This window comes from Neorhizobium sp. BETTINA12A (assembly GCF_023006485.1).
Classification (GTDB): Bacteria; Pseudomonadota; Alphaproteobacteria; order Rhizobiales; family Rhizobiaceae; genus Neorhizobium.
In genome coordinates, this window is sequence record NZ_JALBGW010000028.1 from 16535 (window position 1) to 42429 (window position 25895).

At 61.7% G+C, this 25895-nt stretch carries 25 protein-coding genes; 13 read left to right on the forward strand and 12 right to left on the reverse strand.

The window, feature by feature from the left end:
• Nucleotides 1-54 precede the first annotated feature (54 nt).
• Nucleotides 55-768, forward strand: a complete 714-nt coding sequence (locus tag MOV61_RS10490) for a Crp/Fnr family transcriptional regulator (RefSeq protein WP_247136533.1) — start codon at nucleotides 55-57, stop codon at nucleotides 766-768.
• A gap of 65 nt (nucleotides 769-833) precedes the next feature.
• Here MOV61_RS10490 and MOV61_RS10495 read toward each other — a convergent pair whose 3' ends face one another.
• Nucleotides 834-1718 (reverse strand): hypothetical protein, encoded by an 885-nt coding sequence (locus MOV61_RS10495; RefSeq protein WP_247136534.1) that lies wholly within the window; start codon nucleotides 1716-1718, stop codon nucleotides 834-836.
• 168 nt (nucleotides 1719-1886) lie between these two features.
• Here MOV61_RS10495 and MOV61_RS10500 point away from each other — a divergent pair, with 168 nt between their 5' ends.
• The gene (locus MOV61_RS10500; protein WP_038541720.1) at nucleotides 1887-3770 is read left to right on the forward strand and encodes an ATP-binding cassette domain-containing protein; all 1884 of its coding nucleotides are present in this window, start codon (nucleotides 1887-1889) and stop codon (nucleotides 3768-3770) included.
• Nucleotides 3771-4121: 351 nt separating this feature from the next.
• Complete coding sequence (locus MOV61_RS10505) at nucleotides 4122-4976, forward strand: polysaccharide deacetylase family protein (RefSeq protein WP_038541717.1); 855 nt, start codon at nucleotides 4122-4124, stop codon at nucleotides 4974-4976.
• Between the two features lie 25 nt (nucleotides 4977-5001).
• On the opposite strand, the gene MOV61_RS10510 is transcribed toward MOV61_RS10505, so the two are convergent.
• A complete protein-coding gene (locus MOV61_RS10510; protein ID WP_038541713.1) occupies nucleotides 5002-5451 on the reverse strand; it encodes a DNA polymerase III subunit chi in 450 nt (149 codons plus the stop codon).
• A gap of 46 nt (nucleotides 5452-5497) precedes the next feature.
• Nucleotides 5498-6991 (reverse strand): leucyl aminopeptidase, encoded by a 1494-nt coding sequence (locus tag MOV61_RS10515; protein WP_247136535.1) that lies wholly within the window; start codon nucleotides 6989-6991, stop codon nucleotides 5498-5500.
• A 249-nt stretch (nucleotides 6992-7240) separates the two neighbouring features.
• On the opposite strand from MOV61_RS10515, the gene MOV61_RS10520 reads away from it, so the two are divergent.
• The 7 genes from MOV61_RS10520 (at nucleotide 7241) to rsmA (ending at nucleotide 15705) form a co-directional block, all read left to right on the forward strand.
• Nucleotides 7241-8032: a phosphatase PAP2 family protein gene (locus MOV61_RS10520; RefSeq protein ID WP_038541710.1), complete on the forward strand. Its 792-nt coding sequence runs from the start codon at nucleotides 7241-7243 to the stop codon at nucleotides 8030-8032.
• Between the two features lie 114 nt (nucleotides 8033-8146).
• Nucleotides 8147-9322, forward strand: a complete 1176-nt coding sequence (lptF, locus tag MOV61_RS10525; RefSeq protein WP_247136536.1) for an LPS export ABC transporter permease LptF — start codon at nucleotides 8147-8149, stop codon at nucleotides 9320-9322.
• Nucleotides 9319-10407: an LPS export ABC transporter permease LptG gene (gene lptG, locus MOV61_RS10530; RefSeq protein WP_247136537.1), complete on the forward strand. Its 1089-nt coding sequence runs from the start codon at nucleotides 9319-9321 to the stop codon at nucleotides 10405-10407. The genes lptF and lptG overlap by 4 nt, the downstream gene beginning before the upstream one ends.
• Nucleotides 10407-12734 carry an LPS-assembly protein LptD gene (locus MOV61_RS10535; protein WP_247136538.1) on the forward strand — a complete coding sequence of 776 codons (2328 nt, stop codon included), beginning with the start codon at nucleotides 10407-10409 and terminating at the stop codon, nucleotides 12732-12734. Before lptG ends, MOV61_RS10535 begins: the two co-directional genes overlap by 1 nt.
• A gap of 163 nt (nucleotides 12735-12897) precedes the next feature.
• Nucleotides 12898-13812 carry a peptidylprolyl isomerase gene (locus MOV61_RS10540; protein ID WP_244447512.1) on the forward strand — a complete coding sequence of 305 codons (915 nt, stop codon included), beginning with the start codon at nucleotides 12898-12900 and terminating at the stop codon, nucleotides 13810-13812.
• A gap of 43 nt (nucleotides 13813-13855) precedes the next feature.
• The gene (gene pdxA / locus MOV61_RS10545) at nucleotides 13856-14872 is read left to right on the forward strand and encodes a 4-hydroxythreonine-4-phosphate dehydrogenase PdxA (protein WP_247136539.1); all 1017 of its coding nucleotides are present in this window, start codon (nucleotides 13856-13858) and stop codon (nucleotides 14870-14872) included.
• Nucleotides 14872-15705 (forward strand): 16S rRNA (adenine(1518)-N(6)/adenine(1519)-N(6))-dimethyltransferase RsmA, encoded by an 834-nt coding sequence (gene rsmA / locus MOV61_RS10550; protein WP_247136540.1) that lies wholly within the window; start codon nucleotides 14872-14874, stop codon nucleotides 15703-15705. The genes pdxA and rsmA overlap by 1 nt, the downstream gene beginning before the upstream one ends.
• A 138-nt stretch (nucleotides 15706-15843) precedes the next feature.
• Here the strand turns inward: rsmA and MOV61_RS10555 are convergent, their stop codons facing one another.
• Nucleotides 15844-16224 (reverse strand): helix-turn-helix domain-containing protein, encoded by a 381-nt coding sequence (locus MOV61_RS10555; protein WP_247136541.1) that lies wholly within the window; start codon nucleotides 16222-16224, stop codon nucleotides 15844-15846.
• Between the two features lie 87 nt (nucleotides 16225-16311).
• On the opposite strand from MOV61_RS10555, the gene MOV61_RS10560 reads away from it, so the two are divergent.
• Nucleotides 16312-16929 (forward strand): FMN-dependent NADH-azoreductase, encoded by a 618-nt coding sequence (locus MOV61_RS10560; RefSeq protein WP_247136542.1) that lies wholly within the window; start codon nucleotides 16312-16314, stop codon nucleotides 16927-16929.
• 103 nt (nucleotides 16930-17032) lie between these two features.
• Here MOV61_RS10560 and MOV61_RS10565 read toward each other — a convergent pair whose 3' ends face one another.
• A complete protein-coding gene (locus MOV61_RS10565; RefSeq protein ID WP_247136543.1) occupies nucleotides 17033-18226 on the reverse strand; it encodes a TCR/Tet family MFS transporter in 1194 nt (397 codons plus the stop codon).
• A 418-nt stretch (nucleotides 18227-18644) separates the two neighbouring features.
• Between MOV61_RS10565 and MOV61_RS10570 the strand changes: the two genes are divergently transcribed.
• Nucleotides 18645-19100, forward strand: a complete 456-nt coding sequence (locus MOV61_RS10570; protein WP_247031990.1) for a DUF1772 domain-containing protein — start codon at nucleotides 18645-18647, stop codon at nucleotides 19098-19100.
• Between the two features lie 31 nt (nucleotides 19101-19131).
• On the opposite strand, the gene gmk is transcribed toward MOV61_RS10570, so the two are convergent.
• The 5 genes from gmk to MOV61_RS10595 all read right to left on the reverse strand — a co-directional run bounded on the left by gmk (nucleotide 19132) and on the right by MOV61_RS10595 (nucleotide 23761).
• Nucleotides 19132-19812, reverse strand: coding sequence for a guanylate kinase (gmk, locus tag MOV61_RS10575; protein WP_038541680.1), 681 nt, complete (start codon nucleotides 19810-19812; stop codon nucleotides 19132-19134).
• Between the two features lie 3 nt (nucleotides 19813-19815).
• The gene (locus tag MOV61_RS10580) at nucleotides 19816-20703 is read right to left on the reverse strand and encodes a YicC/YloC family endoribonuclease (protein ID WP_247136544.1); all 888 of its coding nucleotides are present in this window, start codon (nucleotides 20701-20703) and stop codon (nucleotides 19816-19818) included.
• A 33-nt stretch (nucleotides 20704-20736) separates the two neighbouring features.
• Entirely contained in the window at nucleotides 20737-21930 is a 1194-nt protein-coding gene (gene mltG, locus MOV61_RS10585; RefSeq protein WP_038541675.1) for an endolytic transglycosylase MltG, read from the reverse strand.
• A gap of 203 nt (nucleotides 21931-22133) precedes the next feature.
• Complete coding sequence (gene fabF / locus MOV61_RS10590) at nucleotides 22134-23396, reverse strand: beta-ketoacyl-ACP synthase II (protein WP_038541672.1); 1263 nt, start codon at nucleotides 23394-23396, stop codon at nucleotides 22134-22136.
• 128 nt (nucleotides 23397-23524) lie between these two features.
• Nucleotides 23525-23761 (reverse strand): acyl carrier protein, encoded by a 237-nt coding sequence (locus tag MOV61_RS10595; RefSeq protein WP_003502080.1) that lies wholly within the window; start codon nucleotides 23759-23761, stop codon nucleotides 23525-23527.
• Between MOV61_RS10595 and MOV61_RS10600 the strand changes: the two genes are divergently transcribed.
• On the forward strand, nucleotides 23760-24035 hold the full coding sequence (locus MOV61_RS10600) for a hypothetical protein (RefSeq protein ID WP_157885096.1): 276 nt from the start codon (nucleotides 23760-23762) through the stop codon (nucleotides 24033-24035). The two genes, MOV61_RS10595 and MOV61_RS10600, sit on opposite strands and share 2 nt — an antisense overlap.
• Before the next feature lie 13 nt (nucleotides 24036-24048).
• On the opposite strand, the gene fabG is transcribed toward MOV61_RS10600, so the two are convergent.
• Together fabG and fabD are read right to left on the reverse strand one after the other, a co-directional pair.
• Nucleotides 24049-24786, reverse strand: a complete 738-nt coding sequence (fabG, locus tag MOV61_RS10605) for a 3-oxoacyl-[acyl-carrier-protein] reductase (RefSeq protein ID WP_247136545.1) — start codon at nucleotides 24784-24786, stop codon at nucleotides 24049-24051.
• Nucleotides 24787-24814: 28 nt separating this feature from the next.
• A complete protein-coding gene (gene fabD, locus MOV61_RS10610) occupies nucleotides 24815-25756 on the reverse strand; it encodes an ACP S-malonyltransferase (RefSeq protein WP_247136546.1) in 942 nt (313 codons plus the stop codon).
• Between the last annotated feature and the right edge of the window lie 139 nt (nucleotides 25757-25895).

A 25895-nucleotide genomic window follows, 5' to 3' on the forward strand; every position in this document is an offset into this window, starting at 1 on the left:
TATCGCCCCTACACACGGCAGCCATGTTTCCGACTTCAGGGTGGTCACGAGCAGATGAAAACGATGAAGAATCCGACGATTTCGGACGAAATAAGAAAGATGGAGTTATTTAGCGCCGCGGATGACGCCGTTATTTCTACGTTTGCAAAAAAGACAAATATAAATGTATACAAAGATCAACAGACCCTGTTTCTGAGCGGCGATCCTTGCGATACACTTTATATTATACTATCCGGAGGCATCTATCTTTATTTTATATCCGAGGAAGGCAATGAGGTGATTTTCTCCGACCTTCAACCGGGGGACGCAGTCGGCGAGATCGAGTTCGCTCTCAACTACCGGCATTCCTCGAACGCAGCGATCTGCGGAACGACGCGGCTGCTCGAAATCGACCGAAAAACCTTCAACGAACTCTCGGCGATCCCGCAGGTGTCTTCGTATCTGATGCGGACGATCGCCCGGAAGCTCCACCGCACCATTATGTTCGCGGAAGGGATGGCGCTTTACCCGCTGGAGACTCGCCTTGCGCGTCTCCTGCTCAATCTCGGCGCCTCGCACGGACGGTCGACCAGCGACGGCATCCTCATCGAAAAATCGATCTCCCAGAGCCGCATGGGCCAGCTCATCAATGCCAGCCGGCCACGCATCAATGCGCAGCTCCAGGCCTGGAAGAGCGAGCAGCTGATCGGCGTGCGGCAGCACCGCATCGTCATTTTCAACAAGAGATCGCTGCAGATCATCTCGCGCCATTCAGACCCTGCCGCCTGAACAGCGCGGATGCCTCTGCGGACGCCAGGCCGATGCGGCGAGACCGCCGGCCCGTATGCTGCTATTCATGGGCAACCGTTCTTGACGATGGCGATCAGATCGGCGGTATCCTGGGTGAAACTCGGCCCGTAGACGCCGTCCGGCGCGCCGCTGGAGACGACGCTGACCGCCTTGTGGACGTTGTTGGCGGTCACGAACCACGCCCCGCCGCTTGCGCCGCCGCCATACATGGGATGTGGGCCGGCGTCATAGGCGGTGCCGGCCTGCACGGTGATGCGGGCCGTTTCCCGATACATGTATTCGCCGCCATCAAGCCGCCCAGGGTAGCCGGTGATCGTCACATTGTCATCGACATGGGCGCCGTCAATGCCGAGTTCATATTTGCCGACCGCGGATGCCGCGGTGGTGCGCATCACCGAATAGTCGAACTGCGACCGCGCCATGCTCGGTGGGTTCCCGGACACCTCGGTCCAGCGCAACAGCACCGCCACCCGGTCGATTTGGTAGAGAGTTCCGCCACCGCCCGCATAGCCTTGATAAAAGCGGATATTGGTGGCCTGGTTGCCGTTGCCCCAGGCGGCATGGGCGGCACTCATGACGATCCGATCATCCGCGACAAACTGAGCGCTGGCCGTGTAATCCGCGCCGCCGAGCGTAAACAGCAGCTTGCCTCCGAACTTATAGGGCGCGTCATTGATCGGCGCTCGCTCCGCCTCGGTATCCTTGAGGCCGCGACGTTGTTCGGAGAGACCACCCTCGCCCCGGCCAATCGTCTCCCCGAACGGAATCGCGTTGGCGATCCGTTCCGCAGTCCAGTAGCCGCCGGCGGCGCTCGCCAACAGGGCACCGCCAGGGCTCCAGCAGGTAAACTCCACCGCCCCGGCGCTGAGTGGCATCATCAGCGCGGATGCCGACAGCAGCATCGACCAAGTCAATCTCGTTACTCTCATGACATTCGCTCTCCCGATCGAAGTTCGGTCGCATCATCGCGACCGGCGGCGGCGCCGCCTCGACGATCTACCAGAGCGTGCAATTCTCTTCTGTTTCCCTCGGCACAGCGAAATACCGGTCCATCGGTGCCCTTGCCAACAAACAGGGTTTCGGCCAAAACCCCCGCCATGATCACGATTACCGAACTTTCCGCCCGCGTTGCCGGACGTCTCCTTCTCGACAACGCCAGCGTGACGCTTCCGGCGGGCACCAAGGCCGGGCTCGTCGGCCGCAACGGCGCCGGCAAATCCACGCTGTTCAAGGTCATCACCGGTGAGCTGGGCTCGGAGACCGGTTCGGTCTCCTATCCAAAGAGCGCCCGGCTTGGCCAGGTGGCGCAGGAAGCGCCGGGCACCGAGGATTCGCTGATCGAAATCGTGCTTTCCGCCGACAAGGAGCGCGCTGCACTTCTGGCTGAAGCGGAAACCGCCACCGATCCGCACCGCATCGCCGACATCCAGATGCGGCTCGTCGACATCGACGCGCATTCGGCAGAGGCGCGCGCCGCCAGCATTCTCGCCGGTCTCGGTTTCTCCCAGGAAGCCCAGTCCCGTCCCGCCTCGTCGTTTTCGGGCGGCTGGCGGATGCGGGTGGCACTTGCCTCCGTCCTGTTTGCGGAGCCCGACCTGCTGCTGCTCGACGAACCGACCAACTATCTCGATCTCGAAGGCACGTTATGGCTGGAAGACTATATCCGGCGTTATCCGCACACGGTCATCATCATCAGCCATGACCGCGACCTCCTCAACAACGCGGTCAACGCCATCGTGCATCTCGACCAGAAGAAACTGACCTTCTACCGCGGCGGCTACGATCAGTTCGAGCGGCAGAAGGCTGAGGCCGACGAACTGCAGACCAAGGCGAAGGCCAAGAACGAAGCCGCCCGCAAGCACCTGCAAAGCTTCATCGACCGCTTCAAGGCCAAGGCCACCAAGGCCCGGCAGGCGCAGAGCCGCGTCAAGGCGCTGGAGCGCATGGGTACGGTCGCCGCGGTGATCGAGGACCACGTGCAGCCGATCACCTTTCCCGAGCCGGAAAAACAGCCCGCCTCGCCGATCGTTGCGATCCAGAACGGCGCCGTCGGCTATGAACCCGGCAAGCCGATCCTCAAGAACATCACGCTGCGGATCGACAATGACGACCGCATCGCCCTGCTCGGCTCGAACGGCAACGGCAAATCCACCTTCGCCAAGTTCATCGCCAGCCGCCTCAAGGCGGAAAGCGGCGATATTCGCCTGGCGCCGAACCTGAAGATCGGCTTCTTCGCCCAGCATCAGCTCGACGACCTCGTGCCGGCGGATTCGCCAGTTGCCCATGTGCGCCGGCTGATGCCGGATGCGCCCGAGGCCAAGGTCCGCGCCCGCGTGGCCCAGATGGGGCTTGCGACGGAAAAGATGGCGACGGCCGCCAAAGACCTGTCCGGCGGCGAAAAGGCGCGCCTGCTGATGGGCCTTGCCGCCTTCCATGCGCCGAACCTGCTGATCCTCGACGAACCGACCAACCATCTCGACATCGACAGCCGCCGGGCGCTGATCGAGGCGCTCAACGACTACGAAGGCGCCGTCATCCTGATCAGCCACGACCGCCATCTGATCGAGGCCACCGTCGACCGCCTGTGGCTGGTCAACAACGGCACCGTGTCGAATTTCGAAGGCGACATGGAGGAATACCGCAACCTGATCGTCAGCTCCGGTAAAAAAAAAGAAGAAAAAATTGAACTGACCGAAGATCTGTCCTCGAAGGCGGACCAGCGCAAGGCGAATGCTGAAAAACGCGCCTCGCTCGCGCCGCTCAAGAAAAAGATCAACGAAATCGAGGCCGTGACAGCCAAGCTCGAGAAACTGATCAAGGTTCTTGATAAAGAGCTTGCGGATCCCGCGCTCTACGAAAAAGCTCCCGCCAAGGCGGCCCAGAAGGCAAAGGAACGCGGCGAAGCCGCCGCCAAACTCTCGGCCGCCGAAGAGGAATGGCTGATGCTGTCGTCGGAATACGAAGAGGCGATGGCGGGGTGACTTCGCCCCTTCCTCCCTTGAACGAAAGGCCGCCTGGACGACAAGCGGGGAGAGAATGATGTTCACCGAGAGCTTGGCTGTCGCTAAGATCATTCTCGATGCGGAATTGGCGACGATCTCCTTCGGCAGATCGACGCTGCATCGCAGCGGTAATTAGGCCCGGCGTTATCTATGAAGCCATGGTCGTATTGAGCACCAGCCTTCACCCTGCTCCGCAAACAACATCGGCTGGTCATGAAGACGATCGGCTTTCGGGATCTGCGTTCGTAGACAGCTAACCAGTCGTTAACCATAATCGGCGAATGTGACTTCACTTCAACTCCTTAGTCACTTTTTAGCCGAGTCGCTCCCATGTTTGTCCGCGTCCTTTGCGTCGCCGCTGCCGCCGCGTGCCTTCTTTCTTCCTGCGCCGGTCGCAGCCAAACCGAGAGCGGCTCGCTTGCCACCTCGTTTGCGCCCGCCAAGGCGATTTCCTCGACCAGCCCGGTCAGGAAGGCCGAAGCGGATTCGCCGGTGGCGCTGACGCCGGTCGCCTGGGGGCGTTTCAACAATCCGGGCAGCCTTTCCGGCCGCACCCTCACCGTCTCGTCGCTTTCCGACATCAAGCTCGCCAACAAGGAGGTCATTCTGACTTTCGACGATGGTCCGATGCCGAAGAAGACGGAGAAGATCCTCTCCATCCTCGACGAATACAACGTCAAGGCGACTTTCCTGATGGTCGGGCAGATGGCCAAGGCCCATCCGGAAATCGCCCGCAAGGTCGTCGATGCCGGGCACGCGATTGGCAGCCATACCTATCGCCATGCCGATCTGCAGCACCTTTCCTTCGATGCGGCCATTGCCGAGATCGAAAAGGGGCGCGATGCGGTGATCAGCGTCACCCACGAGGATGCCGGCTTCTTCCGCTTCCCCTACCTTGCAGATACCAGGCGCCTGCGCCAATGGGTGGCCTCGAACGGCATGGTCGTGCTGGACGTGCAGATCGACTCCAAGGATTATTTCGGCGTCTCTCCCGCCGCCGTCGCGACCCGGACGATGAATTCGCTGAGGGCAAACGGCAAGGGTATCATCCTGCTGCACGACATCCATGCCCGCACCGCCGCCATGCTGCCGGCGCTGCTGACGCAGTTGCAGGCGGAAGGCTACAAGGTGGTCAGGCTGCGCCACAGCAACTCATCGATGATGCTGGCTTCGCTCTTCGACTGAGAGGCATCCGCCCGAGGACTTCGGGTCAGGCCTTCTTGACCCAGCGCCCCTCTTCCGATTGCTGCCAATAGGTCAGCGCATGCCCCTCGCCCTTCAACTTTTTCCACTGGGCGCGGGCATTGTCGAGCTGGACGGCATCGTAGCCGTCGAACATGAAGACGATACGGTCGTAGTCTGCGATCGGCGGCGGCTCGGCACCATCCACCAGAAAGCGGACCGTCGCGCCGTTGCCGTTTTCGGCAGCGGATGTCAGAAGCACCGGCTGCGCCTCGGCCATCGGCGAGGCGTCGGTGCCATGCGGCAGAAAACTGTCCTCGCGAAATGTCCAGAGATGCGCGTCGAGAAAATCCCGCCGCACATCGCCGCTCGTCTGCACCGCCACCTTCCAGCCGCGCTCGACGCTCTTTTCGAGAAGCGCCGGCAGCGCATCCTCGAGCTTCGATTCGGTCAGATGATAGAACAGGACTTCAGTCATTACGGTCGAGAACCCAAATTTTCGTTGAACCGACAAATATGGGTTCTCAACCCACCTCGTAATGCGCCCGCACGAGTTCGTCCAGCAGCCGGACGCCGTAGCCGGATCCCCAGGACTGGTTGATCTCGCTCGACGGTGAATTCATCGCGGTGCCGGCGATGTCGAGATGTGCCCAGGGCGTTTCGCCGACGAAGCGCTTCAAGAGTTGCGCCGCGGTAATCGACCCTGCGTTGCGCCCGCCGGTATTCTTCATGTCTGCGAATTTCGAATCGATGAGTTTGTCGTATTCCTTGCCGAGCGGCATGCGCCACAGGCGCTCCCCGGTCACATCGCCGACACCGGTCAACTGGCTGGCCAGCGTGTCGTCGTTGGAGAAGAGGCCCGCCTGCAGGTTTCCAAGTGCCACCAGGATTGCGCCGGTGAGGGTGGCGAGATTGATCATGAACCTCGGTTTAAAACGGTCGTTGCAATAGTGAAGCGCATCGGCAAGCACCAGCCGGCCTTCCGCATCGGTATTGATGATCTCGATCGTCTGGCCCGACATGGTGGTGACGATATCGCCCGGCCGCTGGGCGTTGCCGTCAGGCATGTTCTCGACGAGGCCTAGAATGCCGATCGCGTTGACCTTGGCCTTGCGGGCGCCAAGCGTATGCATGAGGCCGATCACCGCTGCGGCGCCGCCCATGTCGCCCTTCATGTCTTCCATGCCGGCACCCGGCTTGATGGAAATGCCGCCGGTATCGAAAACGACGCCCTTGCCGATGAAGGCGACCGGCGCCTCCTTCGGCTTGCCGCCCTTCCATTGCATGACGGCGAGCCGCGGCGGGCGGACCGAACCTTGCGCCACGCCGAGCAGCGCACCCATGCCGAGCTTCTTCATCTCCTTCTCGGTGAGGATTTCCACCTCGACGCCGAGCTTCTCCAGTTCCTTGGCCTTGTCGGCGAATTCGACCGGCCCGAGCACGTTCGGCGGCAGGTTGACGAGTTCGCGGGCAAGAAGCACGCCGCCCGCGATCGCTTCGGAATCGGAAAAGGCCTTCTTGGCGGCGGCATGCGCGGCGGTGACGATCGTCACTTTGACGGTCTTCGGCGCCTTGTCGTCGTCTTCGCCCTTCTTGGTCTTGTAGGTGTCGAAGCTGTAGGCGCGCAGCAGCATGCCGAGCGCGAACCCGGCCAGTTCGGCAGCACCGACGGCAATGCCCGGCGCGTCGGCGAAGATTGCAACCTTGGTCATCGACTTGACCGTCGAAGCCGCGACGCCGCCCGCCTTCAGCCAGTCGTAGGCGGTCAGCGTCTCGGCCTTGCCGAGACCCAATACGACCAACCGATCAGCCGGCGACCCCTGCGGCGCAATGAGGTCCAGCGTCGACATCGGCTTGCCGGAAAACTTCGCGATCTCGGCCGCTCGGCTCACGATGCCGGCAGGATCGGCATCGGCGGCACCCGCCGCTGGCCCTTCGCCGGCAAGCTTAAGCTGGATGGCAAGGCCGCCGTCGATCTTGGCGGACTTGGCGAAGGAGATATCGAATTTCACGGACATTGCGACTCCAGGAGGCTTTCGAAAGAAAGCGGCGATCATCGCCGTTTCGGCCGCGAGCGCAAGGGCGAGATGTCGCTACCGTCTCAGCCCGCAGGCCGGTTCGCTCTCCGACGCGTCAAAAAGCCCGATTTCGGGAGCGGGCATTCCCTTCTATCGGTCCGCTGCCCTTCTATCGGTCGCCGGCCCTGTTCAAATCCGGCGCGTCTTGCTCTAGGGTCGCGCCGCCCGACGACCAATGGATAAGTTCGCATGACCTCGCCCTCCCAAACCGTCCCCGAATGGCTGGCCGCCATGCGGCGATTCCTTGCCACGCCGAGGGGATTGTTCATCGTGCTGATGGCGCTCTGGTGGGTGCTGCTGGCGGTCTTCTATCTGGTGCCGCAGATCGATCTTGCGGTGGCGCGCGCCTTCTTCGAACAAGCCGCCTGCGGCGAGGCTATCGAACATGGCCGCGTCTGCGGCAGTTTCCCCTATGGCGCCGAAACGCTCTTCATACTGATCCGGCGCATTCTCTTCTACCTGCCGGCGCTGGTCGCGATCTGGATCATCTACCGGCTGATCGCCAACCTGCAGCACCATGGCACGACCTACAGCCCGCGCAAGACGCGGAATTATTCCATTGCCCTGATTTCCTTCCTGATCGGCCCCTACGTGCTGGTCAACCTGATCCTGAAGCAGGTCTCCAACCGTCCCCGCCCCTACGAGACCGACTTTTTCGGCGGCAGGGACGTGTTCACGCCGGCCGGCGATTTCGGCGGCGCCTGCGTCGGCAACTGTTCCTTCATTTCCGGCGAGGCGGCCGGCGCCGGGTGGCTGGCCTGCCTCATCGTTTTGCTGCCTAAACCGCTGCGTCCGGTGCTCGGCCCGCCGCTGATCGCCATCTCGCTGATCTCGCCGGCGCTGAGGACTTCCTTCGGGGGCCACTACTTTTCCGACGTGACGCTCGGCTGGCTGTCGTCGCTGGTGGTCTATGCGGGGGTGGCCGCGTGTTTCGAAATGTCACAGCGAGCAAGAAAACGGAATTCGCAAACAAATTTGTGACGCGACCCCTGTCGCAATGCTGATATCAATCGCTTAGATAGGCGCGACCGTCATCTCGGGGCAACAAGCTGTCACCATTCCCCGGGTGACGTTGTGCAGGGTATCCAGGCTGGAATGAAGCTTCTCGAAGTCTACATATTGCGCCGGATTTTTCAGATGTTCCTGGTGACGCTCCTGCCGGTGCTCACCATCATCTGGACCATCCAGGTGCTGGGACGCATCAACCTGGTCACCGATACCGGCCAGTCGATGGGCTCGTTCGCGACTCTTGCCACCTTCATCCTGCCCACCATCATCCCCGTCGTGCTGCCTTTCGCGCTCGTCATCGGCATCACCCAGACGCTGACGGCGATGAACAACGATTCGGAGTTGCCGGTCATCGACGCGGCCGGAGCATCGCGCAACATCATCTACCGGCCGGTGCTGATGCTCGGGATCGCGCTCAGCATGTTCTCCTTCCTGGTGACGAATTTCGTCGAGCCGCCTTCGCGCGTCGCAGCTCGCCAGATGGTCGCTGCGGCCTATGCGGACCTGCTCTCCTCGGTCATCGAGGAGAAGACCTTCCGCAGCATCGAGCCGGGTCTCTACGTGCAGATCTCGGAGCGTCATTCCGGCCGCGTGCTCAAGGGCCTGTTCGTCGTCGATTATCGCGACCCGAATTTCGACCTCATCTATTATGCCCGTGAGGGATCGATCGACGAAAGCGGCACCTCGCTCACCATGCGCGACGGCGAGGTCCATCGCAAAGCCGCCGACGGTCGCATCTCGATCATCAAGTTCGTCTCCTACGCCTTCGACCTGTCGGCGATGGCGAAGGCGGAAGGCGGGCTGCCGCAATATTCGTCCGACCGCAGCCTGGCCTTTCTCCTGAACCCGGATCCGAACGATCCGCTCTATCAGAAGTCGCCGAATGCCTATCGGTCGGAACTGCACAGACGCTTGTCCGACTGGCTTTTCCCGATCTGCTTCGCGCTGATCTCGCTGGTCATCGCCGGCAGCACCCGCTCGCACCGGCAGACCCGGGTCCATCCGATGGTATTTGCGCTGTTCCTTGCGTTCGGCGTTCGCTGGCTCGGTTTCTCGGCCACCAACATGGTCGAACGCCATTCGCTCTACACTCCGCTTCCCTACATGGTGCCGGTCGTCTTCTCGCTGATCGCGATCTTCATGCTTGCCACCAACCGGCAGTTCTCGGCGCCGCGCTTCATTACCCGCGGCATGTCGCGCCTAGCCAGCAGCCTGCAGCGCCGGATGCCCGCCTCGCGGACTTCGGGCGGAGGTGCGGCATGATCTTCACGACGCTCGGCCGGTATTTCTTCCGCCGCTATATCGTCACCGCGCTGTGGTTCCTGCTCGGCGTCAGCGCCATCATCTTCCTTGCCGACTTCAGCGAAACCAGCCGCCGGATGTCGGGCTTTACCGGCTATACGGTTTCGGCCGGGCTGCTGATGACCTCCATGCGCTTGCCGCTCATCCTGCAGCAGATCATCCCGACGCTCAGCCTCTTCATCGGCATGACGGTGTTGATCGCGCTGAACCGCCGCTATGAACTGGTGGTGACGCGTGCGGCCGGCATTTCGGTCTGGCAGTTCGTCTCGCCCTTCGTCATCGGAGCGTTTCTGATCGGGCTCGCCACCTTGTTCGTGGTCAATCCGCTCGCCGCGTGGGGCCAGCGCGAATCAGCCTCCATGGAGGCTAGCTGGCGCGAGGCGAGCAACCGGTCCCGAGCGTCCGCCTTCATCCCCTGGATCCGCCAGATCAGCGGCGACGACGATACGATCATTGGCGCCAAGAGCTATCAGGAGAAGGGAACGCTACTCGTCGACGTGGTGGTTTTCCAGTTCGACAAGGACGGCCGCGTGGCCTTGCGGCAGGATGCCAAGACTGCAAAATTGGAAAATGGTTACTGGCTGCTTAAAGAGGTTCTGGAAAACCGGCCGGGCGAAATTCCGGTGCGTCGCGAGACAGCACAGGTTCGCACCAAGTTGAAGCAGGAATACATTCAAGAGAGTCTGGCGCAGCCTGATACTGTTGCGTTTTTTGATCTTTCCAGAAAAATTGAGGTCAGCAAATCGTTCGGCATTCCCACAAAGGCGCTCGAGACGCAGTACCACTCGCTGCTCTCCCTGCCGATCCTGCTCGTGGCAATGACTCTCATTGCAGCGACAGTTTCATTAAAATTCAGTCGGTTCGCCCAGTCCCGCTCCGTGATTCTGGGTGGAATAGTTTCTGGCTTCGTGCTTTATGTCGTCACTGTGCTTGTGAAAGCATTCGGGAGCAGTGGGGCAATTCCTCCCTTCGTGGCGGTCTGGATTCCAGTGATCGTTGCGACGGCGCTGGGGACGACAATTCTGCTTCATCAGGAGGATGGCTAGTGGCGGTAAGTGACCGCAAACATATAAGACGGCTCGCCGCCGCCCTGCTGACAGGTGTGTCTGTATGCGTATTCGGCGTATCCGCAACGGTTGTGCAGGCGCAAGGTCTGGTGCCTCAGGCAGCGGACGGCGCCAAGATGCTGCTGCGCGCCAATGAGCTCGTCTATAATCAGGATGCCAAGCTGGTCACCGCAACCGGTGGCGTGCAGATCTATTATAATCGCTACAAGATGGTGGCGCAGCGCGTTCAGTACGATCAGAAGAGCGGCCGCGTCATGGCGACCGGCAATATCGAGCTGATCGAGCCGGGCGGCAGCCGCGTCTACGCCGAGCAGCTCGACGTCACCGACAGTTTCAGCGAAGGTTTCATCAACGCGCTTCGCGTCGAGACCACCGACAATACCCGCCTTGCTGCCGAGAGCGCCGAGCGCCAGCCCGGCGACCTGATGGTGCTCAACAACAGCGTCTACACCGCCTGTCTTCCGTGCACCCAGACGCCCGGCAAAGCTCCGCTCTGGCAGGTCAAGGCGCAGCGTATCGTCCGCAACGGCCAGACCCATACGATTCGCCTGGAAAACGCCCAGTTCGAACTGTTCGGCCTGCCGATCGGCCGTCTGCCGTTTGCGATCGAGGTTCCGGACGAAACGGTCGAGCGCAAGTCAGGCCTTCTCTTCCCGCAATACAGCGCGAGCGACAATCTCGGCTTCGGCGTGACCGTGCCCTACTATCACGTGTTCTCGCCGAGCATGGATGCGACGCTCAGCCCCACCTATTTTTCCAATCAGGGGCTGCTGCTCCAGGGCGAGATTCGCAACAAGTTCGAGACAGGCGAGCACACGTTCCGCTTCGCCGGCATCCACCAGAACGATCCGGGGGCCTTCAAACCGAATACCAGCGACAGTGCCGCGGACAACCGCTTCATGGCCGCCTCCAAGGGTGAATTCAGGATCAATCCGCGCTGGACGTTCGGCTGGAATGTCATGACCCAGAGCGACAACAATTTTTCACGGACCTACAAGTTGACCGGCGTCGGGAGCAGCACGTTCACCAACGACATCTATCTCACCGGGTTGGGGACGCGGAACTATTTCGACCTGCACAACTATTATTTCAACATCCAGGACGACACCTATAGCAACACGGCCGAACAGAAGCAGGCGATCGTCTATCCTTCGCTCGACTACACCTACTATGCGCCGGAACCGATCCTCGGCGGCGAGCTTTCGGTCACCTCCAACATTACCAACCTGTCCCGTCGCGAAGACGACTGGTACAGGGAAGGCACGACTAATCGTTTCCCGGGTCTTGAAGGCAGCTACAGCCGCTTGACCGTGGAAGCCGAATGGAAGCGCACCTTCAACACGCTCGACGGCCTGCTGCTGACGCCGATCCTCGCCGCCCGCGGCGACGGCATCCGCCATACCGGTTCCGGCACTCCGGGTGCCTATTTCGGCGATATGGAGCCGGAAGGCGGCAATGGCCGCTATATGCTCACGGCCGGTCTCGAAGCGCGTTATCCGATCCTGCTGACCACCGAAAACAGCAGCCATATCATCGAGCCGATTGCGCAGATTTTCGCGCGTCCCGACGAGCAGATGGCGGGCGGGTTGCCGAACGAGGATGCGCAGAGCTTCGTCTTCGACGCCACCAGCCTTTTCGAGCGTGACAAGTTTTCGGGCTTCGACCGTGTCGAAGGCGGCACGCGCGCCAATGTCGGCCTTCGTTATACCGGTACGTTCGCAAACGGCATCGGCGTGCGCAGCGTTGTCGGCCAGTCCTATCAGATTGCCGGCCAGAACTCGTTCGCCACCGAGGACCTGGTTCATGCAGGCGCCGATTCTGGTCTCGAAACGCGGCGGTCCGATTATGTCGCGATGGCAGCCATCGATCTGCCACAGGGCTTCACGATCGGGGCAAATGCCCGCTTCGACGAAAAGACGTTTGCGATCAAGCGCACCGATGCCTCGCTCGGCTACACGACGCCGCGGGTAAGCGGCACCCTGGTCTACACGCAGGTCGATGCTCAGCCGGAATACGGTTCGGACGACGCGAGGGACGTGCTGAAGCACTCGATGAGCTTCCGGATCAACGAAAACTGGGCGCTTGCCGGCACCGCGACCTGGGACCTTGTGGACAAGCAATTGATCCGGCGCGGCATTGGCATCAGCTATGCGGACGAGTGCACGATCTTTACGCTCGCCTACACGGACAAGCCGTCGGACACCGCTGCCAACGACTGGACCGTCAGCGCACGCTTGAGTTTCCGCACACTTGGCGATATCAGCGTCGGCTCTACCACAGGATTCGACCAGGACTACCGCAACTGATGTGGCGGTTCGTCCGCTCGGTGAAGCGTCATCGTTTCGCCGCAAGAATTGTGCAAGCGGTCGCGGATAGAGTATGAAAGGCGAGGCTGGGCGGGTTCAAGTACCCACCGGGGCGGGAAAAGGGATTGGTATCATGTTCGCAATGACCGCAACGCGCAAGCTGATGCTGGCCGCGGCCGCTTTGGCCGCCTCGGTCGTCATCCAGCCCGGCGTCCAGCAGGCGCAGGCCGCAAGCGAAGTCTCAGCCGTCGTCAACAGGACGGCGATCACCAGCAGCGATGTCGCCAAGCGCGTCGCCTTCCTGCGCCTTCAGCGTCAGAAGGCCGATGCCAAGACGGCGCGCGAGGTACTGGTGGATGAGGCGCTGAAGCGCCAGGAAATCTCCCGCGTGAAAATGTCGGTCAGCACCGAGGACGTCGACAAGGCCTTCGAGCGGTTTGCCGCCGGCAACAAGCTGAGCGTGGCGCAGATGAGCCAGATCCTCGAGAAAGCCGGCGTCGGCGTCGAGCATTTCAAGAGTTACATCGCCGTGCAGATGAGCTGGCCGCGGCTGGTCAACGCCCGTTACGGCGGCTCGCGCGGCCGCATGTCGAGCCAGGAACTCGTCAAGCGCATGATGGAGAACAAGGAAAAGCCGGTCACCACCGAATATTTCCTGCAACAGGTAATCTTCGTCGTGCCCCCGGCCAAGCGCAATGCCATTCTCGCCAAACGCCAGAAGGAAGCGAACGCCGCACGCTCCAAATTCCCGGGCTGCGAGCAGTCGAAGGATTTCGCCGCGACCATGCTGGACGTGTCGATCCGCGACCTCGGCCGCGTTCTCGCCCCCGAACTGCCGGCCGACTGGAAACCGCTGATCGAGAAGACAGCCGATGGCGGCACGACTGGCACCCGCGTCACCGAACGTGGTGTCGAGTTTCTGGCCATCTGCAAGCAGCGCCAGGTATCGGACGATCTTGCGGCGGAAGTCGTGTTCCGCGCCGAGGACCTCGGCAAGGAGAAGAAGGGCGCTCCCGACCCCAACGACAAGAAATATCTCGATGACCTGCGCAGCAAGGCACAGATCGAGTATCGCTAAGAATATCGCTGACCTCGACACTTAAGTCATTCCCGGAGCCGTAATGCCTCTCGACCGTCCGCTTGCGTTGACCCAGGGCGATCCTGCCGGCATCGGCCCCGATATCACGCTTGTCGCCTGGGCCTCGCGTCAGAAATACGACCTGCCGCCTTTCCTCTTCCTCGGCGATCCGGCCGTGCTCAGGGCCCGCGCCGTGATGCTCGGCCTCGACGTGCCGATTCGGGAGGCGGATAGCGACAGCGCGATGTCGATCTTTCAGGATGCCCTGCCCGTGCTGCCAATTGTCGCGGGTGCAGAAGTCGCCGCCGGCGAACCGCATGTGGCAACCGCCAAGGGGACGATCCAGGCAATCCAGACCGCCGTTTCGCTCTCGCTCGAAGGCAAGGCCGCCGGTACGGTCACCAATCCGATCGCCAAATCCATTCTCTACCAGGCCGGCTTCGGTTTCCCCGGCCACACGGAATTTCTCGCCGACCTTGCCGAGCGCGCCACGGGCAAGAAGATCCTGCCGGTGATGATGCTGGCGGGGCCGAAGCTTAGGGCGATCCCCGTCACCATCCATATCCCGATCAGCCAAGTCCCGGCGGCCCTCAATGCGGACCTGATCGCCGAGACCTGCCGTATCGCCCATCACGATCTCAAGACCCGTTTCGGCATCGACAAGCCGCGGCTTGCGGTTGCCGGCCTCAACCCGCATGCGGGTGAGGATGGCGCGATCGGCCGCGAGGACCAGGACATTATCCATCCGGCGATCTTCAAGCTGCGGGCCGAGGGCCTGCACGTCTTCGGGCCACTGCCGGCCGATACGATGTTCCACGACGAGGCGCGCGCTCGCTACGATGTGGCGATCTGCATGTATCACGACCAGGCGCTGATCCCCGCCAAGGCGCTCGGCTTCGACACCTCCGTCAACGTCACGCTCGGCCTGCCGTTCATCCGCACATCGCCGGATCACGGCACGGCGTTCGGCATTGCCGGCCAGGGTGTCGCCCGCGAGACGAGCCTCGTCGAAGCGATCAAGCTTGCCGGCAATCTCGCTCTGACGTCGAAAGCCGGCTGATGGCCACTCTGGACGGCTTGCCGCCGCTGCGGGACGTGATCCAGCGTCACGGGCTCGACGCCAGGAAGGCGCTCGGACAGAATTTCCTTCTCGACCTCAACCTCACCCAGAAGATCGCCCGCAGCGCCGGGCCGCTACAGGATGCGACCGTCTTCGAGGTCGGTCCCGGCCCCGGCGGCCTGACCCGCGCCATCCTGTCGCTCGGCGCGAAAAAGGTGATCGCCGTCGAACGGGACAGCCGCTGTCTCCCTGCTCTCGCGGAAATTGGCGAGCATTATCCCGGCAGGCTGGACGTGATCGAGGGCGATGCGCTGAAGACCGATTTTGCGGCGCTCGCACCAGAAGGCCCGATAAAGATCATCGCCAACCTGCCCTACAATGTCGGCACCCAGCTTCTCATCAACTGGCTGCTGCCTTCGCCCGACCGATGGCCGCCCTTCTGGGAAAGCCTGACGCTGATGTTCCAGAAGGAAGTCGGCCAACGGATCGTCGCCGACGAGGAGGACGACCATTACGGCCGCCTCGGCGTGCTCGCCGGCTGGCGCACCGATGCGCACATGGTCTTCGACGTGCCGCCGCAGGCCTTCACGCCGCCGCCGAAGGTCACCTCGACGGTCGTGCACCTGACGCCCCGGACAAATCCCCTGCCCTGCGACGTCGCCAAACTCGAGCGCGTCACCCACGCCGCCTTCGGCCAGCGCCGGAAGATGCTGCGCCAGAGCGTCAAATCGCTCGGTGGCGAGGCCTTGCTTGTCAAAGCCGGGATCGATCCGGCGAGGCGGGCGGAAACGCTGTCGGTCGAAGAGTTCGTTCGGATGGCAAACTGTCTCTGAGCTCCGGCCAAGACCGCTTTCGGCCCGAATCTGCAGTTGGCGATCTTGGCGTAGACGAGCGGCTTTGCCCTTCAGCATTGCGGCGGATTCGCAGTCTTTTAGGGATAGATGAGCGACAAGCGCCAGCTCCGCTCAGATTCATCTAGTTTGGTCATGTTGCCGGCGCGCCTGCTCGATCACATCCCGATTTGAATCTGCCCAGGTCATCAAGGCCATGACTGGGGCGAGAAGCGACCTGCCGACTGCAGTCAGCTCGTAATCCACGCGCGGAGGGATCGTCGGAAAGTGGGTGCGACTAATCAAACCGTCGCGTTCCAATTGCCGAAGCGTAATCGTGAGCATCCGCTGCGAGATCCCGTCGATCTGCCGTCGCAATGCATTGAAGCGGACCGGCCCATCCTTCAGAGCCACGAAGATGTAAAGACTCCATTTATCGGCGATGCGATCGAGGATCTCCCGAACGGGACGGCAGTCGGCGTCTTCGCTTGGGGTAGGAAACTCTATGTCACTGAGTGTCATCAATGTGCCTTCTTGCGGACGGTCAAATAGTTATCTTAATAGGGTTGGTCACAATTTGATACTACTCTATTCTCCCAGGAGCCACCAATGACCAACATCCTTCTCGTTACCTCCAGCCCACGCGGTCCTCAGAGCCTTTCCACCCGATTTGCCCGTGACATCGCTGAAAGCCTCAGCGCCCGTTCTGCCGGCACAATTGTCGAACGTGATCTTGGGGCGGCCCCTCTGCCGCATATCACAGCCGCCTATATCGACGGCCGCGTTGCGCCGCCCGAGACACGTACACCCGAACAGACCGAAGCCGTCGATCTCGCTCAAACCCTCGTTGATGAGGTCCAGGCTGCCGACGTAATTGTCGTTGGCTCGGGCATGATCAACTTCGGCCCGCCGACGCAGCTCAAGGCTTGGTTTGACTATATCACTTGGCCTGGCGTAACCTTTCGCTACGACGCAACCGGTGTGATGGGATTGTTGCCCGCCAAGAAAGTCTATCTCGTGACCGCAACTGGCGGCGTCTTTTCGGAAGGCAGGAACGCCCCGTTGGACTTCCAGACCACCTATCTCGTGCATCTTCTCGGTTTTATCGGACTGACGGATATCGAAGTGGTCCGCGTGGAAGGGACACTCGTCAGCCCGGACGCAGCCAAGGCTGCGATCGCCTCCACCGAAGCACAGATCCGGGCTGCCTTGGAGCGTGCCGCCTGACCGGCAAACCCATCAGTCAGCTAGCCAAGAAATCGGCGAATGGCCCTGATGCGAGCGGGGTCGAAGAATTCGCTAGGCTGGCGAACTGTCTTTGAGCAGTCCTCTACGCCACCAGGGCCGTTGCCGGTTTCTTGAGACGTAAACCGAGAACCAGCGGGACGCTGGCGGCGTAGACAGCGACCACCGATAGCCAGATCGCACCTGGCCATTGCTCCCGCACGACGAAATAGAAGCTGGAAAAAGCCAACGGTCCCACGATCGAGGCCAGGCTCACGGCCGAGGCCAGCACGCCCTGGAACTGGCCCTGCTGGCTCTCGTCGACCTGCCGGGTCGCCAGAGACTGCAGTGCTGGAACGCCGATGCCGCCGAGGGCGAAAACCGGCATGATCGCGAAGATCATCCAGCTCTCGGTCGCAAAGGCCATGACGGTCAATGCAATGCAGGCGCTGGCAACACCCGTCAGAATGGCAGTTCGCTCGCCGAGCAGCTTCACCGCCGGTCCCGGAAGGAACGCCTGGGCGAGCGTCTGGCAGACACCGAATGTGCCGAGCGAAAGACCGATCCAAAGCCCGTTCCACCGGAAAGCGTCGTTCCCCCAGAGGGCCCAGGAGGTGCCATAGGCCTCGCCGGTGGCGCTGAAGACGAAAAAGATGAAGATGAGCGGCAGCAGGCTCTTCACCGAGAACACCCAACGCAGCGGCGACAGCGGGTTAAGTGCTCCGAGGTCGATTTTCTCCCGTTTGGGTGTGCGCGACTCCGGCAGGATGAAGAACGCCAGCAGAAGATTGCAGGCATTGAGCATGGCCGCCGCCATGAAGGGCAGCCGCAGCCAGTAATCACCAAGGGCGCCGCCAAGAATGGGGCCGACGATGAAACCGATGCCGAACATGGCGTTGAACAGGCCAAATCGGCGGGCGCGCTTATCCTCGGGGGAAATGTCGGTGATGTAAGCGGCCGCCACCGAGGTGTTGGCACTGGTCAGCCCGGCAATGGCGCGACCGAGCAGCAACATCCAGAGGCTGGGCGCAAAGGCGAGGAACAGGTAATTGATGGCCGCGCCGGCAAGCGAGATCAGAAGCACCGGGCGTCGCCCAAGCCGGTCGCTCAGCGAACCGAGCACCGGTGCGAAGATGAACTGCATGACTGCGTAGAGGGCAGTCATGATGCCGATATAGGGAGCCACGTTTTCAGTGTGGGTGACGTCCTGCAGCAGCGAGGGCAGGATCGGAAAGATGAGGCCAATGCCAACGGCATCAAGGACGATGGCAGTGAAAATAACGATGAGGGATCTGTTCATGGCACGCTCCGGTGGACGCGAGCATACAAGCGCCGCCAGGCGCCATCGCTCGCGATTAGGCCTGACGGACGTCAGGCGTTCTTTTCTGGGGAACGCTGGCCGATCCACGCTCGAAAGGGCATGGATGGCGTGTGCTTGACCACCTGGACGACAATTCGTCCACCTGTTTACTCCGCCACTGAGCGGATCAAGGGAAGCAGTCGCTTTTCGCGATATTTGCCAGTTACACCCGACAACTAAATTCGACAAGGCTCTTTTTTTGCCACTACTTCCATCAACGGCCGTCTTTGAAGTCCCCCGGGCTGGCCACCACCGCATCTTTCTCCGCTTTGGATCTAGAATGGGCAGCCGCGTTTCAGCCTGCCGGGAACCTTTGGTGTTCCGTCTCGTTCGAATTTAAGAGCTGAGGACGCCTGGCATGGTGATTAGAACTGTTCAGTTTCTGACAATCATCGTCTCTGCGCTTACGCTGATTCCGGCGGGAGCGCATCTTGCCGCTCTGCCCAACAAGATTGACTTGCCGCAGGCCGAGTATTTCACCGTGCAGGGGATCTACCGAGGGTGGGCCGCTCTCGGGGCGTTATGGGCACTTGCGTTGATCCTGAACATCGCGCTCGCATTTCTTGTCCGCTCGCAGGCGCGGTCCCTCGGATTTTCCGTGGCCGCCGTCGCTTGTTTTTCCGCGATGATCATCATCTTTTATCATTGGACGTTTCCGGCCAATCAGGCGACACAGAATTGGACCGTTGCTCCTGCAAATTGGCAAGCGCTGAGACAGCAATGGGAATACTCCCATGCGGCGAACACGGTGATCGCCTTCCTGGCCGTCTGCTTTGTTACATTGTCCACGCTTTGCTGGAAGCCGTCCTACTAAGAGCTCCTCCGCAACGTGACCTTCGAATAGCTTAAAGCTTCGGCTCTTCCGTCAGCAGTTCGCTGACGAAATCGAACAGGCCATGGCGGCGGTCGCGGCGGATGCGTTCGGCGTTGACGATGCAACTGACATGCCCGAAAGCCTCGTCGAGATCGTCGTTGACGATGACGTAGTCGTATTCCCGCCAATGCTCGATCTCGGCGCGGGAATTCAGGAGCCGCGTGCGGATCACCTCTTCGGAGTCCTCGGCGCGGCGGTGCAGGCGCGACTGCAGTTCGGTCATGGTCGGCGGCAGCACGAAGATGGAGACGACGTCGGCCGCCATCTTTTCCTGCAGCTGGCGGGCGCCCTGCCAGTCGATGTCGAACAGCATGTCGCGGCCCTCGCTCATCGCCAATTCCACCGGCTCGCGCGGGGTGCCGTAGAAATTGCCATGCACCTCGGCCCATTCGAGCAGGTCCCCGGCGTCGCGCATCTTCTCGAATTGCTGCACGGTGATGAAATGATAGTGCTTGTCGGCGATCTCGCTCGGCCGCTTGGCCCGCGTTGTGACGCTGATCGAGATTTCGAGGCTGCGATCCGCATCCAGGAGATTGCGGGCGATCGTCGACTTGCCGGCGCCGGACGGCGAGGAAAGAACCAGCATCAGTCCGCGTCGGGCGATCTTCACGGGCGAGGACGGCTTGCCCTGGGACGATGGGGCCGGGCTCATGTCTTACTCCAGATTCTGGACCTGTTCGCGGAACTGGTCGATGACGACTTTCAACTCGATTCCGGCGGAGGTGACCGCGGCCGAATTGGACTTCGAACAGATAGTATTCGATTCCCGGTTAAATTCCTGTGCAAGGAAATCAAGCCGCCGGCCGACCGGGCCGCCCTTGTCTATAAGTTCGTTGGCAGCCGCCACATGGGCCTTCAGCCGGTCGATCTCTTCGCGCAGATCGGCCTTGGTGGCAAGCAGCGCCGCCTCCGCATGCAGCCGATCGCGGTCGAGCGTCGGCGCCTCCTGGAGAAGCGCTGCGAGCTGAAAGGAGAGCTTGCGGGCGATCTCTTCCGGCGTGCGGGAAGGATCGGTTTCGACGACTTGGGCGAGCTCGGCGATGCGGGCGACCTGGCTCTTCAGCACAGCCGCAAGCGCCGTGCCCTCGCCTTCGCGCATCCGCTGCAGATGGCCGATCGCCTCATCGAGGCTCGTGAGGATCGCAGCGTCGCGGGCTGCGACCGTCTCCTCGTCCTCTTCCGCCTCGCGGATGTCGACCAGGCCGCGAATGCCCATCAGCGTGTCGAGCCTGAGCGGCGACGGATCAACGAGATTTCCGAGTTCGGCACGCAGCGCCAGCACGGCCGCCAGCGCATCGCGGTTCAGCACCGCTTCCACCTTGGTCTCGGCAACGGTGAGGGTGAGGGTCGCCTGCAGATTGCCGCGCGAAAACTTCTCCGTGATCAGCCGGCGGACGTCCGGCTCCAGGCGTTCGAGGCCGGGCGGCAGACGCAGCCTTATATCGAGGCCTTTGCCGTTCACCGAGCGCAGTTCCCATGCGTAACGGTTGCGCCCGCTCGTGCCTTCGCTGCGGGCAAAACCGGTCATGGACTGCAATGTCATCGGTGTCTCCAGATCATGCTTTAAAGGAAGCGGTCAGTTGCTCTTCGGCGGCTTTTCCGCTTCGTCGCCATCCGGCTGGCCGTCCACCACTTCCGGGTTGGCGGCGCGCTCGGATTCCATTCTACGCCAACGGCGGACGTTGGCATTGTGTTCCTCGAGCGTCGCAGCGAACACATGACCGCCGGTGCCGTCGGCCACGAAATAGAGGTCCTTGGTCCGCCAGGGATTGGCCACGGCCTGCAGCGCGGCGCGGCCGGGATTGGAGATCGGCGTCGGCGGCAGGCCCTTGATCTGGTAGGTGTTGTAGGGCGTCTGCCTGGCAAGGTCCGACTTGAAGATCGGCCGGTCGGAAGGTTTTCCCTCGCCGCCGAAGATGCCGTAGACGATCGTCGGATCCGATTGCAGGCGCATGCCGCGCTGCAGCCGGTTGATGAAGACGGAGGCCACATGAGCGCGCTCGTCTTCCTTGCCGGTCTCCTTCTCGACGATCGAAGCGAGCACGACGAATTCTTCCTTGGTCTTGATCGGCAGGCCGGGATCGCGGCGCTCCCAGATCTGATCGACCAGCTTCTGCTGTGCGACGCGCATCTGCTGGATGATGTCGGCCCGCTTATTGCCGCGCGTGAACTTGTACGTGTCGGGGCGCAGGCTGCCTTCCTGCGGCAGTTCGGCCGGCAGGTCGCCTTCGAGAGCCGGGTCCTCGGCAAGCCGCAGCATCATCTGCCTGACGGTCAGGCCTTCAGGAAAAACAACGGAATAGAGGATCGACTTGCCACCTTCCAGCACGCCCATGACGTCCTTCATGGAGGCGCGTGCCTTGATCTCGTATTCGCCGGCCTTCAGCGTCTCGCCGTTGCGGAGATAGGTGGCAGTCATGTAGCGGAAGATGCGCGCATCGGAAATGATGCCGTTGCGCTCCAGATTGCTGGCAATTTCAGAGTTGCTGTTGCCGGGGCGGACCATGAAATGGGTGTTGGCTTCGAGCGGGCCCGGCTGCTGGAACGCCGAGATCATGTAGTAGAAGCCGGCAATCCCGATCACGCAGAGAACGACGACCATGGTCATCACGAAATTCAGGAAGATGACGACCTGGCTGCGCGCCTTCTTGGAACGGCGGGGCGGTTCCGGAACACGTTCGGGCTTCAGGGCCTCGTTCGGCGATTTCGGAATAATCGGCCCCCTGCCATTGCCGGGCGGCAGTTCACTGACATGATTCGTATCGTTCAACCGCGCCCCCCGGGGTTAACGCCCCCTACAGACTCAAAGACTTGCAACCCGCTGTTTGGCCAACCAATGCGGCGAAAAACAGGTCCAGAAGATGATACGAGCCGGCTCGCGAGTCCAGCCGGCATATGTTTCAGGGGCCGAAACGATCCATGCCCGAAAAGTTCGGCCCAAAGATCGAGGCGCCAGAGATCAGGCCCGAAAGATCAGGCCTCGTAGCGGCGCAGCACGAGAGATGCGTTGGTGCCGCCGAAACCGAAGGAGTTCGACAGCGCCACATTGATCTCGCGCTTGCGCGCCTTGTGCGGCACCAGGTCGATCGCCGTCTCGACATCGGGATTGTCGAGGTTGAGCGTCGGCGGCGCGATATTGTCGCGGATGGCGAGCGCCGAGAAGATCGCCTCGACCGCACCGGCAGCACCGAGAAGATGGCCGATCGCCGACTTGGTCGACGACATCGAGATCTTCGAGGCCGCATTGCCGACCAGACGCTCGACCGCGCCAAGCTCGATCGTGTCGGCCATGGTCGAGGTGCCATGGGCGTTGATGTAGTCAACGTCCGACGCCGAAATACCCGCACGCTTCAGCGCCGCAGTCATGCAGCGGAACGCGCCGTCGCCGTCTTCCGACGGCGCGGTGATGTGGAAGGCGTCCCCGGACATGCCGTAGCCGACCACTTCCGCGTAGATCTTGGCGCCGCGGGCCTTGGCATGTTCCAGCTCTTCCAGAACCACGATGCCGGCACCCTCGCCCATGACGAAACCATCGCGATCGCGGTCATAGGGGCGCGAAGCCTTCTGCGGATCGTCGTTGTGTTGGGTCGAAAGCGCCTTGCAGGCGGCAAAACCGGCCAGCGAAATGCGGCAGATAGGCGATTCCGCACCGCCGGCGACCATCACCTCGGCATCGCCGAAGGCGATCATCCGGGCCGCATCGCCGATGGCGTGCGCGCCGGTGGAACAGGCAGTGACGACGGCGTGGTTCGGACCGCGCAGCTTGTGGCGGATCGACACCTGGCCGGAGACCAGATTGATCAGCCGGCCGGGAATGAAGAAGGGCGAGATGCGGCGCGGACCTTTGTCGCGCAACGTATAGCCTGCCTCGACAATGCCTTCGAGGCCGCCGATACCCGAGCCGATCAGCACGCCGGTGGCGATCTGGTCCTCGTCGGTCTTCGGATGCCAGCCGGCATCTTCAAGCGCCATTTCGGCGGCGGCCACGCCATAGATGATGAAGGGATCGACCTTGCGCTGTTCCTTCGGCTCCATCCACTGGTCGACGTTGAACGTGCCATCGGAGCCGTCGCCGACAGGAATGCGGCAGGCGATTTTTGCGGGAAGGTCTTCGACCTCGAATTCAGTGACGACGCGGGCGGCATTGCCGCCGGCAAGCAGCCGCGACCAGCTGACTTCCGTTCCGCATCCGAGAGGAGATACCATGCCGGTACCGGTGATAACGACCCGTCTCATCGCCAGTGCCCTACCCTATAATTTTTCTCGATTTTTCAGGGCCTAAGCCCCAATTGCTGAAACGGCCCGAACAAGCGGGCCGTTTGCGGGATCTGCCTTGCGGCGCCATCCCCTCTATGTCGGGTCGATCAGGCCTGAGCCTTCTCGATGAACTTCACAGCGTCGCCGACGGTCAGGATGGAATCGGCGGCATCGTCGGGGATTTCAACGCCGAATTCTTCCTCGAAAGCCATGACCAGTTCGACGGTGTCGAGCGAGTCCGCACCAAGATCGTCGATGAAGCTTGCGCCTTCGACGACTTTGTCGGCGTCGACGCCGAGGTGGTCAATAACAATTTTCTTCACGCGTTCTGCGATATCGCTCATGTCGGTTTCCTCGACCTTTGTCTTTATCGAATGCCCGATTGGCATCCGCACCCTGTTAAAAACCTGCGACCGCCGCTTGTTCAGCGCCGATGCGGGCAAACCCGTTCTCCCCTTTTCAGGTTCCAATCCTATCGCGCTCACGCAATATGACGGCCTGCATATCAGGGTGACCATTCACAGTCATGGCCCGCTTAACATGGTTTCCGTGTTCAGCAAAGCCAGAATTTGTTCCATTGCACAGCCGCCAACAACCGTTTGCAACGTGTTTTCTTGAAGGCGGCACTCAATCAGATCATCGCCATGCCGCCGTTGACATGCAGGGTCTGGCCGGTGACGTAACCCGCCTCGCTGGAGGCGAGATAAAGAACCGCAGACGCGATGTCCGAACCGGCGCCCATGCGCTTCATCGGAATGGCGCCGAGGATCGCCTCTTTCTGCTTGTCGTTGAGCTTTCCGGTCATCGCGCTGTCGATGAAGCCCGGCGCCACGCAGTTGACCGTGACGTTGCGGGTGGCGATTTCCTGGGCGAGCGACTTCGAGAAACCGATCATGCCGGCCTTGGAGGCGCAGTAGTTGGTCTGGCCCGGGTTGCCGGTGACGCCGACCACCGAAGTGATGTTGATGATGCGGCCATAACGGCGGCGCATCATCGGATGGGTGAGTTCGCGGGTCAGGCGGAAGACTGCCGTCAGGTTGACTTCCAGGACCCTATCCCAGTCGTCGTCGCTCATGCGCACGAACAGGCCGTCCTTGGTGATGCCGGCATTGTTGACGAGGATGTCGACGCCTTCGAGCTCGGCCTCGGCCTTCTCACCGAGCGCCTTCACTTCGGCGCGGTCGGTGAGATTTGCCGGGAAGATCTTGACGCGCTCGCCGAGTTCGCCGGCCAGAGCTTCGAGCTTTTCGACGCGGGTGCCATGCAGGCCGACGGTGGCGCCTCGGCTATGCAGCATCCGGGCGATCTCCTCGCCGAGCCCGCCGGTTGCGCCCGTCACCAATGCCTTGCGGCCGGTCAAATCAAACATGATCGTGTTCCTTCGCGTGTCTCTGGTTTCAGCCCATGATGGCTGTGAGCGCGGCTTCGATATCGGCCGGCGTGTTGACGGCAATGCCGGAGATATTCTTGTCGATGCGGCGGGCAAGGCCGGTCAGCACTTTTCCCGAGCCGATCTCATAAAGAGTGGTCACGCCGTTGGCGCCGAACCATTCCACCGTCTCGCGCCAGCGGACCTGGCCCGTCACCTGGGTGACCAGCAGCGTGGCGACCTCGTCGGCATCGTAGACCGGCACGGCACGCACGTTGGCGATTACCGGCACGACCGGATTATGCTTCTCCACCTTGTCGAGCGCGTGACGCATGGCGTCGGCGGCCGGCGCCATCAGGTCGCTGTGGAAAGGTGCGGAGACGGGCAGCATGATGGCGCGCTTGGCGCCCTTTTCGGTCGCAAGCCCGGCCGCCTTCTCGACGGCCGCCTTGGAGCCGGAGATGACGAGCTGGCCGCCGCCATTGTCGTTGGCAATCTGGCAGACGCCGGCATCGCGGGCCGCAGCGCAGATCGCGTCGACGTGTTCAAGGCCGATGATCGCCGCCATGGCGCCCTGCCCGACAGGCACCGCCGACTGCATGGCGTCGCCGCGAATGCGGAGCAACCGCGCCGTATCAGCTAGCGAGAAGGTGCCGGCAGCGCACAGCGCCGAGTATTCTCCTAGCGAATGGCCGGCAACGAAGGCAACCTTGTCGGCGAGCTTCAGGCCGCGCGCTTCCATCACCCGGATCGCTGCGACAGAGACCGCCATCAGCGCCGGCTGCGCATTGGCGGTCAGCGTCAACGTTTCTTCCGGACCGTTCCACATGATGTCGGAAAGCTTCTGGCCGAGCGCCTCGTCGACTTCATCGAAGACGGCGCGGGCTTCGGGAAAAGCCTCCGCCAGATCCTTGCCCATGCCGACAGCCTGGCTGCCCTGGCCGGGGAACGTGAATGCGATCGTGCTCATGGGGATGATTTCCTTCCCTTATGTTTTGCCTCTCCATTCACATTCCGGCCCGGAGAGTCAAGGGCAGCGCGGTTTTCGAGCCCTTTAACAACCTGTTGTCCCCTTGCGCTTCATCAAATCCGGATTAGAGTGCCGCCGA